This window comes from Mesorhizobium sp. B2-5-7 (assembly GCF_006440875.1).
GTDB classification, from domain to species: Bacteria; Pseudomonadota; Alphaproteobacteria; order Rhizobiales; family Rhizobiaceae; genus Mesorhizobium; species Mesorhizobium australicum.
Window position 1 is genome coordinate 101,105 of the sequence record NZ_VFUO01000002.1, and the last position, 18,298, is coordinate 119,402.

Below are 18,298 nucleotides of genomic sequence, written 5' to 3' on the forward strand. Positions count from 1 at the left end.
GGTGCGGTCACTGGTAGATGTCGGTGCCAAAAGGACGGCCCCCACGGTCTTATAGTTAATGCGCCCTTAACCTTCCCACGCCTAGTCTGGCATCCGAATCTGCCGGAGTGCGTCATGCGCTGCGGCCAGGCAATCACTGACGGGGAAGAGCATGCGTTCAGGGGCTTCAGCACCGCTCGCGCTGACCGATACGGGGCACGGCATCCAGGCATTCGCGCGGCGCCAGGTCGGCCGTCTGGTCGGCACCGGCCTGTTCGCGTTCACGGCCTTCGCCGTCGCCAGCCTCGCGACCTGGAACGTCGCCGATCCAAGCTTCTCGCATGCCACCGCCAACATCGTCACCAACGCCATGGGCTATGCCGGCGCGGTGTTCTCCGACCTCGCCATGCAGTTCTTCGGCCTTGCCGCGGTCGCCGCGCTGGTTCCGGCGGTGATCTGGGGATACCTCCTGTTTTCGGCGCGCGGCGTCGACCGGCTGCCCAGGCGCGGGCTGTTCTGGTTCGGTTTCGCGCTGCTCGCCGCCGCCATCGCCGGCTGCATCGTTCCGCCCAAGACCTGGCCGCTGCCCACCGGCCTCGGCGGCGTCTTCGGCGACATGGTGCTCAAGATCCCCGGTGTCCTCATCGGCGGCTATCCGACCGGGCTGGTGGCCAGCGTGCTCGCCATAGTGCTGGCTGCGCCCGCGCTCTGGCTGTTCGCCCATGGCGCGGCGCTGCTCGGGCGCAAGAACGGCTTCGCCGTGATGGAAGAGCCGGCCGCCGCGGACCCGCGCGAGGACGAGCTTCTGTTCGACAATGACGAGGACGACGGCGACGAGGGTATACTGGCGCTCGGCGCAATCACCCATTGGTGGCTTTCTTTCCGCGCGTGGATGCATCGCCGGGCGGTGCGCCGCAGGCAGGAGCGCGACGAGTTCGAACCGGAGATGGAGCCGCGCGCCAGCGCCTGGCGCCAGGCCGCCGAACGCGTCGAGTCGGCCGAGTTCGCCGAGCAGCGCATGAGCCATGACGGCCGCGCCCGTGTCGAACCGGAATTCTTCGCCGCCATGGTCAACGACCGCAGCGTCTCCGTCGACCCGGACGACGACGATGTCTTCGGCCGCGACGACGCGGATATGGATTTCGATGACGAGCCCGTCGCGCAGCGGCGTGCTCCCACGGCCAAGGTCCAGCAGTTCCGCTCCGATGCCGCCACCCGGGTGGAGGCGCCGGCGGCGCGACCGGTACCGGGCGCCCGCGTCCAGCGCGAGGCGCAAACCTCGCTGATCGGCTCCGACACGTTCGAAATGCCGTCTCTGCATTTCCTGTCCGAACCGAAGAATGTCGCGCGCGACCCAAGTCTTTCCAAGGACGCGCTGGAACAGAACGCGCGCCTGCTCGAAGGCGTGCTGGAGGATTTCGGCGTCAAGGGCGAGATCATTGCCGTTCGCCCGGGTCCGGTCGTCACCCTTTACGAACTCGAACCGGCGCCCGGCATCAAGTCGTCGCGGGTCATCGGCCTTTCCGACGACATCGCCCGTTCGATGAGCGCGATCGCCTGCCGCGTCGCCGTGGTGCCGGGCCGCAACGCCATCGGCATCGAACTGCCCAACGCCAAGCGCGAAACGGTTTACCTCCGGGAGATCATGGCCAGCCGCGACTTCGAGACGACCAAGGCCAAGCTGGCGCTGGCGCTGGGCAAGACCATCAATGGCGAAGCCGTCATCGTCGACATCGCCAAGATGCCGCACGTGCTGGTCGCCGGCACCACCGGTTCGGGCAAGTCGGTCGCCATCAACACCATGATCCTGTCGCTGCTCTACCGCCTCACCCCGCAGGAGTGCCGGCTGATCATGATCGATCCGAAAATGCTCGAACTCTCCGTCTATGACGGCATTCCGCATCTGCTGACGCCCGTGGTCACCGACCCGAAGAAGGCGGTGGTGGCGCTGAAATGGACCGTGCGCGAGATGGAGGACCGCTACCGCAAGATGTCCAAGGTCGGCGTGCGCAACATCGACGGCTTCAACGCACGCGTGCAGCAGGCCGAGAAGAAGGGCGAAAAGATCTCGCGCACTGTGCAGACCGGCTTCGACCGCCAGACAGGCGAGGCGATCTACGAGACCGAGAATCTCGATCTTGAGCCGATGCCCTATATCGTCGTCATCATCGACGAAATGGCCGACCTGATGATGGTCGCCGGCAAGGACATCGAAGGCGCGGTGCAGCGCCTGGCGCAGATGGCGCGCGCCGCTGGCATCCACGTCATCATGGCCACGCAACGTCCCTCGGTCGACGTCATCACCGGCACCATCAAGGCCAATTTCCCGACCCGCATCTCCTTCCAGGTCACCTCCAAGATCGACAGCCGCACCATTTTGGGCGAGCAGGGTGCCGAGCAGCTGCTCGGCATGGGCGACATGCTCTACATGGCCGGCGGCGGCCGCATCCAGCGCGTGCACGGGCCGTTCGTCTCCGATGACGAGGTCGAGAAGATCGTCGGGCACCTGAAGCTGCAGGGCGTGCCGGAATATCTCGACGCCATCACCGAGGACGACGGCGAGGACGCCGACGAGCCGTCCGGCAAGGCCGGTTCGGGCGGCGGCGGCGGCGGTGGCAATTTCGAGGATTCCGACGACCCTTACGATCAGGCGGTTTCGGTGGTGCTGCGCGACGGCAAGGCCTCGACCAGCTACATCCAGCGGCGTCTGGGCATCGGCTATAACAGAGCCGCCTCGATTATCGAGAAGATGGAAAAGGAAGGTATTGTCGGCCCGGCCAACCATGCCGGAAAACGCGAAATCTTGGTGCCGACAGAAGACGACAAGTTCTGACAGTGCAGAGTTCGTGGCAACTTTGAACCTTCTGGCGCGTTCACCGACTGCGCAGCGATCGGCTCGCCAAACTTCAGCCCAACTGGGGGTTCACGACAGCGGCCAAATCAGGAACCGGACGAGAGTGACCGATATGAAAAACGATCTTTCAGCGCTCAGCGATTTTGCCCCGACACGCCGCCAGTTGGTTGGCCTCGGCCTGGTCTTAGCGGGTGCCGCCGCACTTAACGTGGTGCCCGGATTCGAGTTGCTGGCCTCAGCGCAGGCGGCTGTGCCCGCGGCGGCACAGAAGATCGCCGACCATTTCTCGGCGGTCAAATCGATGAGCGGCGAATTCGTCCAGTTCGGCCCCAAGGGCGAGCAGACCGGCGGAAAATTCTTCCTGGAACGGCCGGGCAAGATCCGCTTCAACTATGACGGGTCTTCGAATTTCCGGGTGATTTCCGACGGCAGATCGGTTGCCATACTCAACAAGAAACTGAACACGTCGGACCTTTATCCGCTGTCGAAGACGCCGCTGAAACTGCTGCTCGACGACCGCATCGACCTCTCCGGCAACCGCGTCAAGAGCGTCAAGGAAGAAGACGACCTCACCACCATCCAGCTTTCCGACAAGTCGGTTTTCGGCAATGCGCGGATCACCATGATGTTCGACCCGAAAACCTATGATCTGCGGCAGTGGACGATCACCGACGCGCAGGGCAAGGACACGACGGTGATGATCTTCAACACCAAGGAAGGCGTCAGCTTCGCGCCCGACACGTTCGCCATCGACTATACGGCCAATCGCGAGCTGAACACCAAGACGCGGTAGGCCCGCCGATATAGCCAGGCCCGTTAGCGGAGCGGGCTGGCTTGTTTTTGCGGCGCGCGGCTGGCAGTAGAATGGCGATCTCTTGCCGGACCCTCCGCATGCCCTTTTCGATCGCCACCTGGAACATCAACTCCGTGCGCCTGCGCATGCCGATCGTCGAACGCCTGCTCGATGAGTACGCGCCCGATGTGCTCTGCCTGCAGGAAACCAAGGTCCCGGACGAGCTCTTTCCCGAAAAAGCCTTTCGCAAGGTCGGCTATCCCTACATCGCATTTCATGGGCAGAAGGGCTATCACGGCGTGGCGACGGTGGCGCGGCGGCCGATCGAGGTGGTCGAAAAGCGCCGCTTCTGCGACATCGAGGACAGCCGCCACCTGTCGGTGACGGTACAGGCCGGCGGCAAGACCATCCTGATGCACAATTTCTACGTGCCCGCGGGTGGCGACGAGCCGGATCCCGAGATCAACAGGAAGTTCAGGCACAAGCTCGATTTCGTCGCCGAGATGAACGCCATCCGGGCCGAGCATGGCGAGGTATCGGCGTCGGTGCTGGTCGGGGACCTCAATATCGCGCCGCTGGAGCATGATGTCTGGTCGCACAAGCAACTGCTCAACGTGGTCAGCCACACGCCGGTCGAGACCGAAAACTTCGAGGCGATGCGGCGCGCCGGCGGCTGGGTCGACCTGATGCGGCACAACGTGCCACCGGAACAGAAGCTCTATACCTGGTGGAGTTATCGCGCGCAGGATTGGGAGGCGTCCAATCGCGGCCGGCGGCTCGACCATGTCTGGTCGTCGCCAAACCTGCTGCCCAGTTTTGCCGGCTATGAGATCCTTAGAGCCGCCCGTGGCTGGGACCGGCCGTCGGACCATGTGCCAGTGATTGCCCGGTTCGCCCTGGATTAAGTTTATGATATTCAGGTGAAGCCGGCCTGCAAACGGCGGCTTCCTGCGCTTCCCAGTTCTACTACGTCGCAGTAGAACTGTGCTCACGTACTTTAGTACGCTTCTCGGAGTCCGCCGTTTTCGCCTCGGCCTGACCTGAATCTCGACACCTGCGGCGTCAAATGCCAGGTCAACCCGAAAATCGTGGCGCCAATTCCTCGATGCGGCGGATCATGTCGTGGAATTCCTCGGAGATGCGCTGATGCAGCTTCACCGCCAATTCCGGGTATTCCTCCAGGATGCGCCGGAACATCTTGCGGCTCAGCCTTATCACTTCCGAGTCGATTTCGGCCGAGGCGCTGGTCAGCCGGTTGGTATCGGCGATCAGCGCCAGCTCGCTAAGCATCGTGCCTGGGCCGACCTTGCCGATCGGGATGCGCTCGCCATCCTGCTCGCGATAGAGCACGATGCGCCCGCTGACCACGACATAGGCCGAGTCGGCCACGTCGTCCTCGCGATAAAGCTTGTGGTCGGCCTGCACCAAAGTGGTCTCGGCACCGAAGGCGAGCAGGCGCAACTGTTCCTGCGTGAAGCCCTCGAAAAGCCTCACGGCGGACAGGATGCGGATGTCGTCATCCAGCGCCATCTAGCTGTGTCCCCGAACGGTCAGTCCAATCCCTCCTCTGCGGTACGATCCCAGAATCCCCCTCCAACAGGATCGTACCCGAAAGCGGCCCCGCCCGAACCGCTCATTTGAATGGTGAAATGTTTAAGGAACCAGCTTGTAGCCGCCGCTTTCTGTCACAAGAATTTCAGCATTGGAAGGATCGCGCTCGATCTTCTGGCGCAGACGGTAGACATGGGTTTCCAGGGTATGCGTGGTGACGCCGGAATTGTATCCCCACACTTCCTCCAGCAGCACGTCGCGGGTCACCACCTTCTGGTCGGCGCGATAGAGATACTTGATGATCGAGGCTTCCTTTTCCGTCAGCCGCACCTTGCCCCCGCGCTGATCGATGAGCAGTTTCTGGCTGGGCTTGAAGGTGTAGGGGCCGACCGAGAAGGTCGCGTCCTCGCTCTGCTCATGCTGGCGCAGTTGCGCCCGGATACGGGCAAGCAGCACCGCGAAGCGGAACGGCTTGGTCACATAGTCGTTGGCGCCGGCCTCTAGACCCAGAATCGTGTCCGAATCGGTATCGTGGCCGGTCAGCATGATGATGGGCGCCTTGTAGCCGCCCTTGCGCAGGATCTTCACCGCCTCCCGGCCGTCCATGTCGGGCAGGCCGACATCCATGATGAGCAGGTCGATGAGCCCGCCGCGCGCAGCGGTGACGCCTTTTGCCGCAGTCGCTTCCTGCAGCACATCGAATTCCTCGTAGAGGGACAGTTGCTCGACCAGTGTGCCGCGCAGGTCGTCATCGTCATCGACGATCAGGATGGTACGTGAGGTCATGGATCAATCCGTTGTTTTGAAAAGTGAATTCAGTTGACCGCTGCGTATTTATGCGGAAGCTGGCCGGCACAATAGCCGATCACAGTGATTTGTTCCGTGGCACGATCATACAAGAAAAAACGCGATCGCAATGCAGCCGGCGCAATTTTGGCAAAAGGGCTGCGCGTGCTGACCGTGCGGGCTCGCCCCGGCCATCCAAGCCAGGGCCTGCTGCAGGCCGGCAAAACGGTGTTTGCGTGCGCGCTGGGGCGTGGCGGCATCTCGGCCGGCAAACGCGAAGGCGACGGCGCCACGCCGCTCGCTTCGATGCGCATACTGGCGGGCTATTTCCGGGGAGATCAGTTTGCCGCCGGGCGCAGAACGCGGCTGGCGATGGCGCCGATCGGGCCGGACCTCGGCTGGTGCGAAGTGCCTGACGACCGCAACTATAACAGGCCGGTCAAGATTCCCTACGGCGCCAGCCACGAACGCATGCGGCGCGACGACCGGCTCTATGACGCCTGCCTGGTGCTCGACTGGAACATCGCGCCGCGCCGGCGCGGGCGCGGCAGCGCCATCTTCTTCCATCTGGCGCGTCCCGGCTTCACGCCGACGGAAGGTTGCGTGGCGGTGACCGCGCGCACGATGGCGCGGCTTTTGCCGCTGCTGTCGGACCGGACAGTGGTAAGGGTGGTGAGATAGGGGGATAGGAATAGGGAAGTCTTCAGCGGCAGCAGACACGCTCAAGCTGCATCATCCTACTCCCCTGCTCGCTTATCCCTTCCTGTTCCGCTGCCAGCCGATGTCGAGAAGGCCCAACCGGCCTGTCTCGCGGTCCATGGCCCGGGCGATGTCCCTGCGGCCGGCCCCGATATCGCGCAACTGGCGATCGGAGAGGTCCTCGACGTTCTGGTGAGGAAGGTTGACGGCGACCTTGGCCTGCCGCAGCCAGGTACGGGCAGCCGACAGCCAGTCTGGCCGGGCGATGTATGCAGGGCGAAGAGCGATGTGAGACATGAGGTGATCCGTATTCCCCGGAGATCAAATCCGGTTTGATGGTGTCTTTGATGCTGCAATCATGCCGTATTGAAAAACCAACGGGAAACGAGTAGTTCTTGTCTGATCATCAAGTTTTATTTGAGGATTAAGGCTCCATGAGCCGCTTCGATCAGGCCGCACGCTGATGGCAGCGCTCTTGCCGGGAACGCGGGCGCTCAGGACGCTGGAGGCGGCGGCCCGGCACCTCAATTTCACCCGCGCCGCCGACGAGCTCGGCCTGACGCCTGCCGCCGTCAGCCACCAGATCAAGGAAATCGAGGATCAGCTCGGCATCGTGCTGTTCACCCGCACCAGCCGCACCATCCGGCTGACGGAGGCGGGCACGGTGCTTTACGAGGCGGCGACCGACACGCTCGACCTGCTTGGCCGCGCCGTGATGCGGGCGCGCAAGATGGCGCGCGGCACCGAATTCCTGAAGGTGACGCTGGATGCGCAGTTCGCGGCGAAATGGCTGATGCGGCGCGTCGAGAATTTCCGCCAGCAGCGGCCGGGCATCGAACTCAGGTTCGACATCGCCTATGGCTTGCGCGATTTCGATCTCGACGACGTCGATGTCGGCATCCGCTTCGGCGCCGGCAAATATCCGGGGCTCAGCGCACACCGCCTGTTCGACAACATCATCATTCCGGTGTGCAGTCCGGGCCTCCTGACATCGGGGCCGCCCCTGCGCGAGCCGCGCGACTTGTTCAACCACACGCTTGCCCATATCGAATGGGCCCGCCAGGGCGTGACATGGCCGAACTGGCGCATGTGGATGGCGGCGGCCGGCATCAACGATTTCGACGACAGCCGCACCGTGGTCTTCGGCACATCGACGGATGCGGTGCAGGCAGCGCTCGACGGCAATGCCGTCGCGCTCGCCGATTTCGCCATGGTGGCAAACGACCTGTCCGAGGGCCGGCTGGTGCGGCCCTTTGAGCTCAGCATCAGGGTTGCGCCGGAATACGCTTATTTCCTGGTTTATCCCCAGGCCATGGCCGACGATCCCCGCATTGTCGCCTTCCGCGAATGGATCCTAGAGGAAGTTTCCAGGACACGGACAGCGGACAAGGTGTAGTCCCTCAGGACCGGGCGTTGTGGCCGAAGATCATGCGTCGGTATTTCTTCACGTTCCATTTCAGCTTCTTGTAGAGCAGCGGCTGCATCTTGCCGGCGACGGAAGTCTGGAACGCACCGTTTTCGCTGCCTTGCTCGACGATTGGCCGCTCGAACCACAGCATCTCAACGCCCAGCTTTTCGTCCATCTGTTCGATCTGGTGGTCGATCACGGTGTAGATCTTGTGTTGATCGATCCAGGCACAACGGGCTTCGGCGACCGAACGGGTGATGAGATAGGAATCCGCGCACCTGGCATGCAGTGCCGGGTAGAGCCTCTGGCCCCTGCGCAATTTCCAGCTCGGCGTGTAGTAGTTGCTGCCGTTGCCGAAATAGATGACGGCCTTGCGCATCGGGCTGCCGAGTTCGGCCAGCCCTTGCCGGAATTTGGCGACGAAGTCGCGCGCGAGGAAGACGTCATCCTCGAAGACCAGGCAATAGGGCAGGTCGGTTTCGAGGAAGTCGCGCCAGATGCCGACATGCTTCAGCGCCAGCGAGACCTGCGCCGGGTGGACAAAATCGGGAGCGACCAATTCAGCACGGATTTCCGGGGTGATATCCGCCCTGTCCCAGTCGGTGTAGAAGGTGACCGGCACGCCGCGCCGGTCGAACTCGCGCACGATGTGCCGGCGCCGGTCGTCGTAGCCCTGCTTGACGTGACAGATCCTGGTGAACACCAGGTCGCGGGGAAATCCGGACTTATCCGCCATCGTCAACGCACCGTCAGCTTGCAGCGGCGCCGAACCAGCCGATCACCGCGCCGATGATCAACAGCACGCCAAGCCAGTGACCGCCGTCAATGACAGTCAGGTCCCAGCCGAAATTCTCGTAGCGATGGTTGACCGACAGCGTCGTGGCGACAAAACCCAGCCAAAGCACGAAACCGAAGATCAGTCCGGCCAGCCAGGTCGGCTCACCACCCGTCATCGCGCCGACGACCAGGGCCATGATGTAGGCCATCAGCAGTTCGGCGATGAAGGAGATGACGAAGGGCAGAGGCGATTTCTTCATCGTCGCCGGATCGAGCCTGGCGGCCTTCAGCCAGGGCTTGCTCAACGCCATGTACCAGGCGGCGCCGAACAGCCAGGCCACGACGGCGGCGGCGATCACCGCCAGCCAATTCACCGCTGAAAAATCCATGCGTTCCCCTCCTGTGCGGTTTTATGGAAACGCCTGTTCGGCGATGGCGTCAAGCAGTCGCCATACCGTGGTGCGTTTGACTTCGGCATCCTCCAGCGCCCTTGTCACCGGCACCTGATAGACGGCAAGCGGCTCCAGCCCCGATCGCGGCAGATAGGACCGGCCGGGATCGCCGACCAGAATGTCGGCGCCACGCCGTTTGAGCGTCGAAAACCACGGCATCAGCCGGTCGGCGAAGGGTTTGTCGTAGAAGACGTCGCCTGCCAGGACCACGTCCCAGCCCGCATCGGTGCCCACACAGTCCGTGCCGAGGAACGCGATGCCGACGCCGTTGGCCTCGCTGTTGAGGCGGATCGCGGTGGCGCAGAACGGGTCGATGTCGGCGGCGGTTACCTCGGCAGCGCCCGCCTTGACGGCGGCGATGGCGACGAGTCCGGAGCCCGAAGCGAAATCGAGCACGCGCTTGCCTCGGACCATATCGGGATTGTCGATGACATAGCGGGCGAGGCCCTGGCCGCCCGCCCAGGCAAACGCCCAAAAGGGCGGCGGCAGGCCGATCTCGACAAGTTCGTCCTCTGTTCGCTGCCAGAGATCATGCGCTTCGTCGGCGAGGTGAAGGCGAATTTCTGGCACATGCGGCGGCGCCATCAGCGCCGTGTTGTCGAGAATGAATTGCTTGGCGCTATCGGGTGTAAGTGCCGTCACGGCGCAGGCATCAGGCCGCCCATGCGGCAGACTTCCTTCCATTCGGCCGGGGTCACCGGCTGCACGGAAAGCCGTCCGAGCCGCACCAGCGCCATCTCGGCCAGTTTCGGATTGGCTTTGACTTCTTCCAGCGTCGGCGGGTTCGGCATGTCCCTGACGGCGCGGATGTCGACACACTCCCAGCGCGGATCATCCGACGTGGTGTCGGGATGGGCCAGCGCGCAGACCTCGGCAATGCCGACCACGTTCAGGCCGTCGTTGGAATGGTAGAAGAAGCCGAGATCGCCGACCTGCATGGCCTTCATGTTGTTGCGGGCGGCGTAGTTGCGCACGCCGTCCCATTGGGTGCCGGCCTTGCCCTTGGCCTTCAACGCCTCGAAGGAGAAAACCGAGGGTTCGGATTTGAACAGCCAGTAGTTCATTTTCTCTCCTCCTTGCGGCCCAGTCGCGGGCGCCGCGAATTAACTAGCCGCCGGCTTGTTGAACGTCCAGTTCCACTGGCGGATTTCGACGCTTTCGAACAGGCCGGCCTTGGCGTAGGGGTCGGCGGCCGACAGAGCCTGCGCGCTGGGCAGATCGGGAGCCTCGACCACCACGAGGCTGCCGTTGGGCTTGCCGTCGGCGTCGAGGAACGGACCGGCAAAGGCCAATTTCTTGTCGCCGTTCAGCCCTTCGAGAAAGGCGACATGCTCGGGCCGCGTGTCGAGGCGCACCTGCAGGCCTCCGGGCTTGTCCTTGCAGATCAGAGCAAACAGCATGGTCTTTCTCCTGGGTGGTTGGATCAGAGTGTGGGATCAATCGTTGGTTTCGGTCTTCAGCGGCCGGGTCATCAGCGCCGTCACGGCCTGCCCGATGGTGATGGTGCCATCCAGTATGGCGGCGACCGCGGCGATGATCGGCGCATCGATTCCGCGCTCGGCGGCGATGCGGGCGGCGATCGCCGCGGTCGGCACGCCCTCGGCCAGCGGCAATCCGGAAAGTGCCTTGCCCTGTCCGAGCGCCAGCCCATAGGCGAAATTGCGCGACTGCGCCGACGAGCAGGTAAGCAGCAGGTCGCCAAGCCCGGAAAGCCCCATCAGGGTCTCGGGCCTGGCGCCGAAGGCGGCACCGATGCGGCGCAGTTCGACAAAGCCGCGCGTCACCATGGCCGCCTGTGCGCTGGCGCCGAGCCCGGCCCCGGTGACAGCGCCGGCGGCGATGGCGAAGACGTTCTTCAAGGCGCCGCCGATCTCGACGCCGATCAAGTCGTCGCTCGAATAGCAGCGCAGGTTTTCAGCCGAAAATCGGGCGGCAAGGTTGGCGGCAAGCGCCTCGTCGCCGGCGGCCACCACCACCGCCGTTGGCAGGCCGCGGGCGACATCGCTGGCAAAGCTCGGCCCCGACAGCGCTGCGACCGGGTTTGGCGGCAAGACTTCGGCAGCGATTGCCGACAGCAAGGCGCCGGTGTCGCGCTCGATGCCCTTGGCGCAAAGCACAAGCGGAATGCCGGCCGGCATATGGTCCTTCGCGGCAGCCAGCGTGGCCCGCAACGCCTGCGCCGGTGTCACCGTCAGCACGCAATCGGCCCCAGTGAGGGCTGCCTCCATGTCGCTCGTCGCCTCGATGCCGGGCGCGATGGCGATGCCCGGGAGATAGCGTGGGTTCTCGCCCCGGCCGATCGAGGCCACGGTTTCAGGGTCACGCGCGAACAGCCGCACCGTATGGCCGGCGCGCAGCATGGCCAGCGCCAGCGCCGTGCCCCAAGCGCCGCCGCCCAGCACGGCGACATGCCAGCCGCTTTTGCCCGGCCCCCCGCTGTTCATGGTTCGATCGGTCATGCCTTGGCTCCGCGACGGCCGGAGCCGACCATTGGCGCCGAGACGCTGTCCAGCGGCCAGCGCGAGCGCGGCACGAAATCGAAGCCGTTCTCCTGCGCCATGCCTTCTCGCAGGCGTTCGATACCGGCCCAGGCGATCATCGCCGCGTTGTCGGTGCAAAGCTTCAGTGGTGGCGCGACGAAGCTGAAACCGGCGTCAGTGCAAAGCCGCTCCAGCGTTGTCTTGACCGCTCGGTTGGCGGCGACGCCGCCGGCGACGACCAGCGCCGGGTTTTTCGTGCTAGGGAATGTTTCGCGAAAGCGTTCCAGCGCGCGAGAAACACGGTCGGCGAGCGCATCGGCGACGGCCGCCTGGAACGAGGCGCAGATGTCGGCGACATCCTGGTCGCTCAAGGGCTCGATCGCTGTCGCCGCCTGACGCACCGCGGTCTTCAGGCCGGAGAAGGAGAAATCGGGCTGCGCCGAGCCTTTCATCGGCCGTGGGAAGGCAAAACGCGACGCATTGCCCGACAGCGCTGCCTTCTCGACATTGGGACCGCCGGGATAGGGCAGGCCGAGCATCTTGGCGGTCTTGTCGAAGGCTTCGCCGAGCGCGTCATCGATGGTGGTTGCCCAGCGCTGGTAGTCGCCAACGCCGCGCACGGCCAGAATCTGCGTATGGCCGCCGGAGACCAGCAGCAAGAGATAGGGGAATTCGAGCCCGTCGGTCAGCCGCGCCGTCAAGGCGTGGCCTTCGAGGTGATTGACGGCGATCAGCGGCTTGCTGGCCGCCGCGGCGATCGCCTTGGCCGTCATCAACCCGACGATCAGTCCGCCGACGAGGCCTGGTCCGGCGGTCGCGGCGATCGCATCGAGCTCGGCCAGCGCCACGCCCGCATCGGCGAGTGCGGCCTCGATAATGCCGTCCAGTGCCTCGACGTGGGCGCGCGCGGCGATCTCCGGCACGACGCCGCCGAAGGCGGCATGTTCCTCGATCTGGGAGAGCACGATGTTGGACATGATTTTCGGCGCGGCATCGCCCTCCAGCGCCACGACGCTGGCGGCGGTCTCATCGCAACTCGTCTCAATGCCCAGAACGCGGATCAATTCGTCGCTGTCTCCAGAGATTGTATGTCAGGGCGTTCCTCGTTAGGAGAGTGCCCGGAAACGCAAAGCCAGCCGGGGGTTATCACGGACCGCGCGCCATGCAAACAATCTTGAAAATCGGAACACGCGGCAGCCCGCTGGCATTGGCGCAGGCGCATGAAACACAGGCGCGCCTGATGGCCGCGCACGGCATGCCGGCGGAGGCGTTCGAGGTCGTCGTCATCTCGACCAGCGGCGACCGCATCCAGGACCGGCCGCTGTCGGAGGCTGGCGGCAAAGGCCTGTTCACCAAGGAAATCGAGGAAGCCCTGCTCGCCGGCGCGATCGACATCGCCGTGCACTCGTCAAAGGACATGCCGACGCAATTGCCGCCCGGCCTGGAACTCTCCGCCTTCCTGCCGCGCGAGGATGCGCGCGATGCCTTTGTGGGCAGGGCGGCGAAGACGATCGCGGAACTGCCGCAAGGGGCGAAAGTCGGCTCCTCGTCGCTGCGGCGGCAGGCGTTGATCCGCCGCATGCGGCCGGACCTCGACGTGGTGATGTTCCGCGGCAATGTGCAGACGCGGCTGCGCAAGCTCGACGAAGAGGTCGTGAGCGGCACCATCCTTGCCTATGCCGGCCTGAAGCGGCTGGGCCTGGAAGATGTTGCCACCGATTTGATGCCGCTAGACAGCTTCCCGCCGGCACCAGGCCAGGGTGCGATCGGCATCGAGACACGGATCGGCGACCGCGATGTCGGGAAGATGCTGGTGGCGATCCACGATGTGGCGACAGGGCAGGCACTCGCCTGCGAGCGCGCTTTCCTGGCGGCGCTCGATGGTTCCTGCCGCACGCCTATCGCCGGCTATGCCGCGATCAAGGCCGGAAAGCTCTCTTTCGCCGGGCTGATCATCTCGCCCGACGGCACGCAGTCGCACGCGGTCGAGCTACAAGGGCTGGCACAGGACGCCGCCCGCATCGGTGATGAAGCGGCCCGGACGGTGCGTGCCAAGGCCGGCGAAAAGTTCTTCCACGGCTGGCTCTGAAGATGCTCCGCGTGCTGGTCACCAGACCGGAGCCGGGTGCGTCGCGCACCGCGCGAAAGCTGGAGGAGATGGGTTTTGAGCCTCTTCTCCTGCCCTTGACGGAGACGAAGGCGTTGCCGGTCGATGCCAAGGCGATTCCGGAAGACGTGGCAGTCGTCGCCATCACCAGCGCTAATGCGGTGCGCCACGCCCCCAGAGATCTGATTGCGGTGCTGTCCAATCTGCCTTGTCATGCTGTCGGCAGGAGGACCGCGGAGGCCGCGCGCAAAGCCGGCTTTCTCTCGGTCAATGAGGGGCTCGGCGATGCCGAGGCGCTGGCCGACGGCATGGCAATCGCGTTTTCCGGCAAAACAATCGTCTATTTCTGCGGGCGCGTGCGATTTCCCGCCTTCGAGCAGAAGCTGGAAGCAGCTCACGCCCAGGTCCATGCCGTCGAGACTTATGACACGCTTGCGGTGAGCTATTCGGACGAAGCGATCCTTCCTCTGATATCCGGTCAATCCGTCGATGCGGTGCTGCTCTATTCGGCCATGGCCGCTGCCGAAATGCAGACACTGGCCAGGCGACTTACCTTGCAGCAGGCCTTTGAAAAGACCCGTTTTTTTGCTCTTTCCGCGCGCATTGCCGCCGCTTTCGGCGACGGCACCGGCAAAGCAATGCACGTTGCCGCGCGGCCCGACGAGGAGGCGCTGCTGGCACTTTTGCGGGCACGGCCCTGACCCGCGTCATCACACCGCCCCTTTTCACCGCTTGGTGATGTGCTAGACCCTTTCTGAACCATCACGCGCCGCCAGGCGTTGAGACGAAGCGAATTTGCGGAGCCCCTGCATGGTCAAGACGCCGAAGATGCGACACTCGAAAGGCCGCCGCGAGCCGGTGACCATCGATCTCGATCCGGGCGCCGTCTCACGCATCGTCGACGAGGATGCCGCCAAGAATATCGCCCAGACCGACGAGGCGAAGGCCGAGGAAGCGGCGAACGCCTCGCGGTCAGAGCCGCCGGACGAGCCGGTACATGCCGATCAGGCGGATCTCGAACCTTGGGAGCATGGCGATGCAGCCGCCGGGCAGCCTGGCACCGACGCGTCACCGCAAGCCGAGGCCAAATCCACTGAGCCGGAAATGCCTTATCCCGGTTCGGATACATCCCCCAACCGCGCCAACGCTTCCGACTACAATTTCGAGGATGCAACCGCCAAAACCGCGGAGACCAAGGCGGCTTCCGGTAAAACCGACGCAAGGAGCGAACCGATGGCCACGCAGCCGAAGCGGGGCGGCCTCAACGGCATCGCCGCCGGTATCATCGGTGGTGTCATCGCCCTGGTCGGCGCCGGTGGCCTGCAATTTGCCGGCCTGCTCGGTGCGCCGGGTGCCGCTCCCGGTGTCTCGCTCGACGGCGTCAATGGCGAGATCGCCTCGTTGAAAAGCGAAATCGCGGATATGAGGGAAGCCGGCGGCAGCGGCGGTGCATCGGCCAAGGTCGACGGCCTGTCGTCGGCGCTGGATCAGGTCAAGAGCGATGTCGCGGCGCTGAAATCAGCGGTCGAACAGGGTGGCGCGGGCGACAATGCCGGGCTTGCCGCGATGGGCGACAAAGTCAAGCAGATCGAAACCTCGGTGGCCGCCCTCGGCAAGGCCGGCGGCGCGGCGCCTGTCGATCTCGGCCCGCTCAACGAAAAGCTGGCGGGTCTCGATGCGCTGGTGAAGTCGACGGGCGAGGCGGCGAAGGCACAGGAAGGCCGTCTCTCCGCGTTGGAGCAGTCGGTGTCGCAGCTTTCCAGCAAGGTCGATGCGCAGGCGTCGCAGCCAAAGATCGCACTCGCCATCGCGGCCTCGGCGCTGAAGGCGGCGCTCGATCGCGGCGCGCCGTTTTCGGCCGAACTCGATACGCTGGCCGCGATTTCGCCTGATGCGCCCGAACTCGCGACCTTGCGGCCCTATGCGGAAAAGGGCGTGCCGACCCGTACCGAGATCGCCTCGCAGATGGACGCCGCCGCCAATGCCATGGTCGCCGCCGCGACCCCGGTCGATCAGAATGCCGGCTTCCTTCAGAACCTGATGTCGAGCGCTGAATCGCTGGTCAAGGTCCGGCCGATCGGTGCCGTCGAAGGCCCCGGCGCACCGGAAACCGTGGCGCGCATGGAGGTTGCGGTCACGCAGGGCGACTATGCCAAGGCACTCAGCGAATATGACACGCTGCCGGAAGCCGCGAAGGCCGCGGGCGCCGACTTTGCCGGCAAACTGAAGGCGCGCATCGAGGTCGAAACCCAGGTCGACGCGCTGATCTCCGGCGCGATGAAGGCATGAGGGCAACACGATGATCCGCCTGCTCGCCTTCCTCATCGTCGTCTTCGCGCTCGGGCTGGGCTTTGCCTGGCTGGCCGATCGGCCGGGCGACATGGTCGTTACGTTCAACGGCTATCAGTACCAGGTGAGCCTCATGGTGGCGGCGGTTGCCGTCGTCGCTGTCGTCGCCGCAGTGATGATTGTCTGGTGGCTCATCAAGTCGCTGTGGAACAGTCCCTACACCATCTCGCGCTATTTTCGCGTGCGCCGCCGCGACCGTGGCTATCAGGCGCTGTCGACCGGCATGATCGCCGCCGGCGCCGGCGACGGGGCGCTGGCCCGCAAGAAGACCAAGGAAGCGGCCAAGCTGATCCGCTCCGACCAGGAGCCGCTGATCCATCTGCTCGAGGCACAGGCATCGCTGCTCGAAGGCGACCATGAAGGCGCGCGCCAAAAATTCGAGAGCATGCTCGACGATCCCGAAATGCGGCTGCTTGGCCTGCGTGGGCTTTACCTGGAAGCCGAACGACTGGGCGACCGCAACGCCGCCCGGCACTATGCCGGCCGTGCCGCCGCAGTAGCGCCGCAACTGGCCTGGGCGGCCGAATCGACGCTGGAGGAACTGACCGCGCGCGGCGACTGGGATGGCGCGCTGAAACTGGTCGACGCGCAAAAGTCGACGCGGCAGATCGAGCGTGACGCCGCCAACCGCCGCCGCGCCGTGCTGTTGACCGCCAAGGCGCAGTCGCTCGCCGACAGCGATCCCGCGGCTGCCAGGACAGCGGCGATCGAGGCCAACAGATTGCAGCCGGATTTTGCCCCCGCCGCCGTTGCCGCCGCCGCGGCGCTGTTCAAGCAGAACGACGTGCGCAAGGGTTCGAAGATCCTCGAAGCAGCGTGGAAGGCCGACCCGCATCCCGAGGTTGCCGAGCTCTACACCCATGCAAGGCCGGGTGACGCCGTGCTCGATCGGCTCAACCGGGCAAAGAAGCTGCAGGAGATGAAGAAGAACCACGCTGAATCGTCAATGACGGTGGCGCGTGCCGCGCTCGACGCGCAGGATTTTTCAACCGCCCGCCGCGAGGCAGAGGCCGCGATCCGGATGGACCGACGCGAGGGCGCCTATCTGCTGCTCGCCGACATTGAGGAGGCCGAGACCGGCGACCAGGGCAAGGTGCGGCAGCTGCTGTCCAAGGCGGTGCGAGCCCCGCGCGATCCGGCCTGGGTCGCCGACGGCGTCATCTCCGAGCGCTGGGCGCCGGTCTCGCCGGTCACCGGCCGGCTCGACGCCTTCGAATGGCGCGCGCCGATGGAGCGGCTTGGCCAGCTGATCGACAGCCACGATGAGCCGGACGTCCCGGCAGTGGCCATCGAGGCGCCGGGCAGGCCGGAAAGGCCGGTCGAGGTGATCGATCACGCCGCACCGGGCGACGAGGCGACGGGCAAAGACGCCGAAAGCCGCGAGGATCATGTCGCCCCGGTCACGGCCGCCGCCTTTGCCGCGGTGCCCGCCGACGCCGAGGCCGTCGAGCCGGCGGAAGAACTGGCGCGGCTGCCGGACGATCCAGGCGTCGATCCGGACGACGAGGTGGAAAAGTCGCCCCGCCGGTTCCGGCTGTTTTGATTTTGGGCAGGCCGTTGGGCCGTTTGGGAATGAATTGATGTTCGAGCGCGTTCTGTCGTTTCTCAGGGATTTGCCGGCCGGCTCCGGCAGCCATGCCAGCACGGACGATCCGCGCGTCGCGGCCTCGGCGCTGCTCTATCACGTGATGAATGCCGACGGCGTGCGCCAGGATGTCGAATGGGAGCGGTTCAAGGCGGTGCTGGCGCAAAGCTATTCGATCAGCGGCGCCGAACTCGAAGCACTCGCCGCCGCCGGCGAGCGGGCCGACAACGAGGCAATCGACCTCTACGCCTTCACCAGCGTGCTCAAGCGCCACCTCGACGCGGAGGGGCGCAAGGCGTTCATCGGCCTGATGTGGGAGATCGTTTATGCCGATGGCGAGCTGCATGAGCTGGAGGACAACACGGTGTGGCGTGTCGCCGAGCTGATCGGCGTCGAACGCCACGATCGCGTCGAGGCGCGCCGCAAGGCGGCGGCGCACGCGCCGGGCGCCACTGGAACATCCTCGGACGAATAGGAT

General features: G+C 64.8%; 20 protein-coding genes. 10 read left to right on the top strand and 10 right to left on the bottom strand.

Features of this window, described 5'->3' with window-relative positions; all coding sequences use genetic code 11:
* The first annotated feature begins 151 nt into the window (after positions 1-151).
* The 3 genes from FJ543_RS07880 to FJ543_RS07890 all read left to right on the top strand — a co-directional run bounded on the left by FJ543_RS07880 (position 152) and on the right by FJ543_RS07890 (position 4,531).
* A complete protein-coding gene (locus FJ543_RS07880) occupies positions 152-2,812 on the top strand; it encodes a DNA translocase FtsK (RefSeq protein WP_140874587.1) in 2,661 nt (886 codons plus the stop codon).
* 133 nt (positions 2,813-2,945) lie between these two features.
* Positions 2,946-3,626, top strand: a complete 681-nt coding sequence (locus FJ543_RS07885) for an outer membrane lipoprotein carrier protein LolA (protein WP_140618433.1) — start codon at positions 2,946-2,948, stop codon at positions 3,624-3,626.
* A gap of 98 nt (positions 3,627-3,724) precedes the next feature.
* Positions 3,725-4,531, top strand: coding sequence for an exodeoxyribonuclease III (locus FJ543_RS07890; RefSeq protein WP_140874589.1), 807 nt, complete (start codon positions 3,725-3,727; stop codon positions 4,529-4,531).
* Between the two features lie 169 nt (positions 4,532-4,700).
* On the opposite strand, the gene FJ543_RS07895 is transcribed toward FJ543_RS07890, so the two are convergent.
* Complete coding sequence (locus tag FJ543_RS07895; protein ID WP_015315055.1) at positions 4,701-5,156, bottom strand: cyclic nucleotide-binding domain-containing protein; 456 nt, start codon at positions 5,154-5,156, stop codon at positions 4,701-4,703.
* Between the two features lie 123 nt (positions 5,157-5,279).
* On the bottom strand, positions 5,280-5,963 hold the full coding sequence (locus FJ543_RS07900) for a response regulator transcription factor (RefSeq protein ID WP_015315056.1): 684 nt from the start codon (positions 5,961-5,963) through the stop codon (positions 5,280-5,282).
* Between the two features lie 144 nt (positions 5,964-6,107).
* Between FJ543_RS07900 and FJ543_RS07905 the strand changes: the two genes are divergently transcribed.
* Positions 6,108-6,644 (top strand): L,D-transpeptidase, encoded by a 537-nt coding sequence (locus tag FJ543_RS07905; protein WP_181173971.1) that lies wholly within the window; start codon positions 6,108-6,110, stop codon positions 6,642-6,644.
* Between the two features lie 72 nt (positions 6,645-6,716).
* On the opposite strand, the gene FJ543_RS07910 is transcribed toward FJ543_RS07905, so the two are convergent.
* Positions 6,717-6,959 (bottom strand): hypothetical protein, encoded by a 243-nt coding sequence (locus FJ543_RS07910; protein WP_015315058.1) that lies wholly within the window; start codon positions 6,957-6,959, stop codon positions 6,717-6,719.
* Positions 6,960-7,125: 166 nt separating this feature from the next.
* Between FJ543_RS07910 and gcvA the strand changes: the two genes are divergently transcribed.
* Positions 7,126-8,058, top strand: coding sequence for a transcriptional regulator GcvA (gene gcvA / locus FJ543_RS07915; RefSeq protein ID WP_015315059.1), 933 nt, complete (start codon positions 7,126-7,128; stop codon positions 8,056-8,058).
* A 4-nt stretch (positions 8,059-8,062) separates the two neighbouring features.
* Here the strand turns inward: gcvA and FJ543_RS07920 are convergent, their stop codons facing one another.
* Genes FJ543_RS07920 through tsaD form a run of 7 tightly spaced genes read right to left on the bottom strand, consistent with a single transcriptional unit; the run spans position 8,063 to position 12,840 of the window.
* A complete protein-coding gene (locus tag FJ543_RS07920; protein ID WP_015315060.1) occupies positions 8,063-8,806 on the bottom strand; it encodes a glycosyltransferase family 25 protein in 744 nt (247 codons plus the stop codon).
* A 13-nt stretch (positions 8,807-8,819) separates the two neighbouring features.
* Entirely contained in the window at positions 8,820-9,236 is a 417-nt protein-coding gene (locus FJ543_RS07925; RefSeq protein WP_015315061.1) for a DUF1761 domain-containing protein, read from the bottom strand.
* A gap of 21 nt (positions 9,237-9,257) precedes the next feature.
* A complete protein-coding gene (locus FJ543_RS07930) occupies positions 9,258-9,983 on the bottom strand; it encodes a methyltransferase (protein ID WP_174361965.1) in 726 nt (241 codons plus the stop codon).
* Positions 9,938-10,363, bottom strand: coding sequence for an EVE domain-containing protein (locus FJ543_RS07935; protein WP_015315063.1), 426 nt, complete (start codon positions 10,361-10,363; stop codon positions 9,938-9,940). The genes FJ543_RS07930 and FJ543_RS07935 overlap by 46 nt, the downstream gene beginning before the upstream one ends.
* A gap of 39 nt (positions 10,364-10,402) precedes the next feature.
* On the bottom strand, positions 10,403-10,699 hold the full coding sequence (locus FJ543_RS07940) for a YciI-like protein (protein ID WP_140874593.1): 297 nt from the start codon (positions 10,697-10,699) through the stop codon (positions 10,403-10,405).
* A 36-nt stretch (positions 10,700-10,735) separates the two neighbouring features.
* Positions 10,736-11,758: an NAD(P)H-dependent glycerol-3-phosphate dehydrogenase gene (locus tag FJ543_RS07945; RefSeq protein WP_140874595.1), complete on the bottom strand. Its 1,023-nt coding sequence runs from the start codon at positions 11,756-11,758 to the stop codon at positions 10,736-10,738.
* Positions 11,755-12,840, bottom strand: coding sequence for a tRNA (adenosine(37)-N6)-threonylcarbamoyltransferase complex transferase subunit TsaD (gene tsaD, locus FJ543_RS07950; protein ID WP_181173972.1), 1,086 nt, complete (start codon positions 12,838-12,840; stop codon positions 11,755-11,757). Before tsaD ends, FJ543_RS07945 begins: the two co-directional genes overlap by 4 nt.
* A gap of 101 nt (positions 12,841-12,941) precedes the next feature.
* Between tsaD and hemC the strand changes: the two genes are divergently transcribed.
* The 5 genes from hemC to FJ543_RS07975 all read left to right on the top strand — a co-directional run bounded on the left by hemC (position 12,942) and on the right by FJ543_RS07975 (position 18,295).
* Positions 12,942-13,868, top strand: coding sequence for a hydroxymethylbilane synthase (hemC, locus tag FJ543_RS07955; RefSeq protein WP_140618384.1), 927 nt, complete (start codon positions 12,942-12,944; stop codon positions 13,866-13,868).
* A gap of 2 nt (positions 13,869-13,870) precedes the next feature.
* On the top strand, positions 13,871-14,587 hold the full coding sequence (locus FJ543_RS07960) for a uroporphyrinogen-III synthase (RefSeq protein WP_140618386.1): 717 nt from the start codon (positions 13,871-13,873) through the stop codon (positions 14,585-14,587).
* A 109-nt stretch (positions 14,588-14,696) separates the two neighbouring features.
* Positions 14,697-16,175, top strand: coding sequence for a COG4223 family protein (locus tag FJ543_RS07965; protein ID WP_140874599.1), 1,479 nt, complete (start codon positions 14,697-14,699; stop codon positions 16,173-16,175).
* Positions 16,176-16,185: 10 nt separating this feature from the next.
* Positions 16,186-17,778: a heme biosynthesis protein HemY gene (locus FJ543_RS07970; protein ID WP_140874601.1), complete on the top strand. Its 1,593-nt coding sequence runs from the start codon at positions 16,186-16,188 to the stop codon at positions 17,776-17,778.
* Positions 17,779-17,815: 37 nt separating this feature from the next.
* Entirely contained in the window at positions 17,816-18,295 is a 480-nt protein-coding gene (locus tag FJ543_RS07975) for a TerB family tellurite resistance protein (RefSeq protein ID WP_015315071.1), read from the top strand.
* Positions 18,296-18,298: the final 3 nt, after the last annotated feature.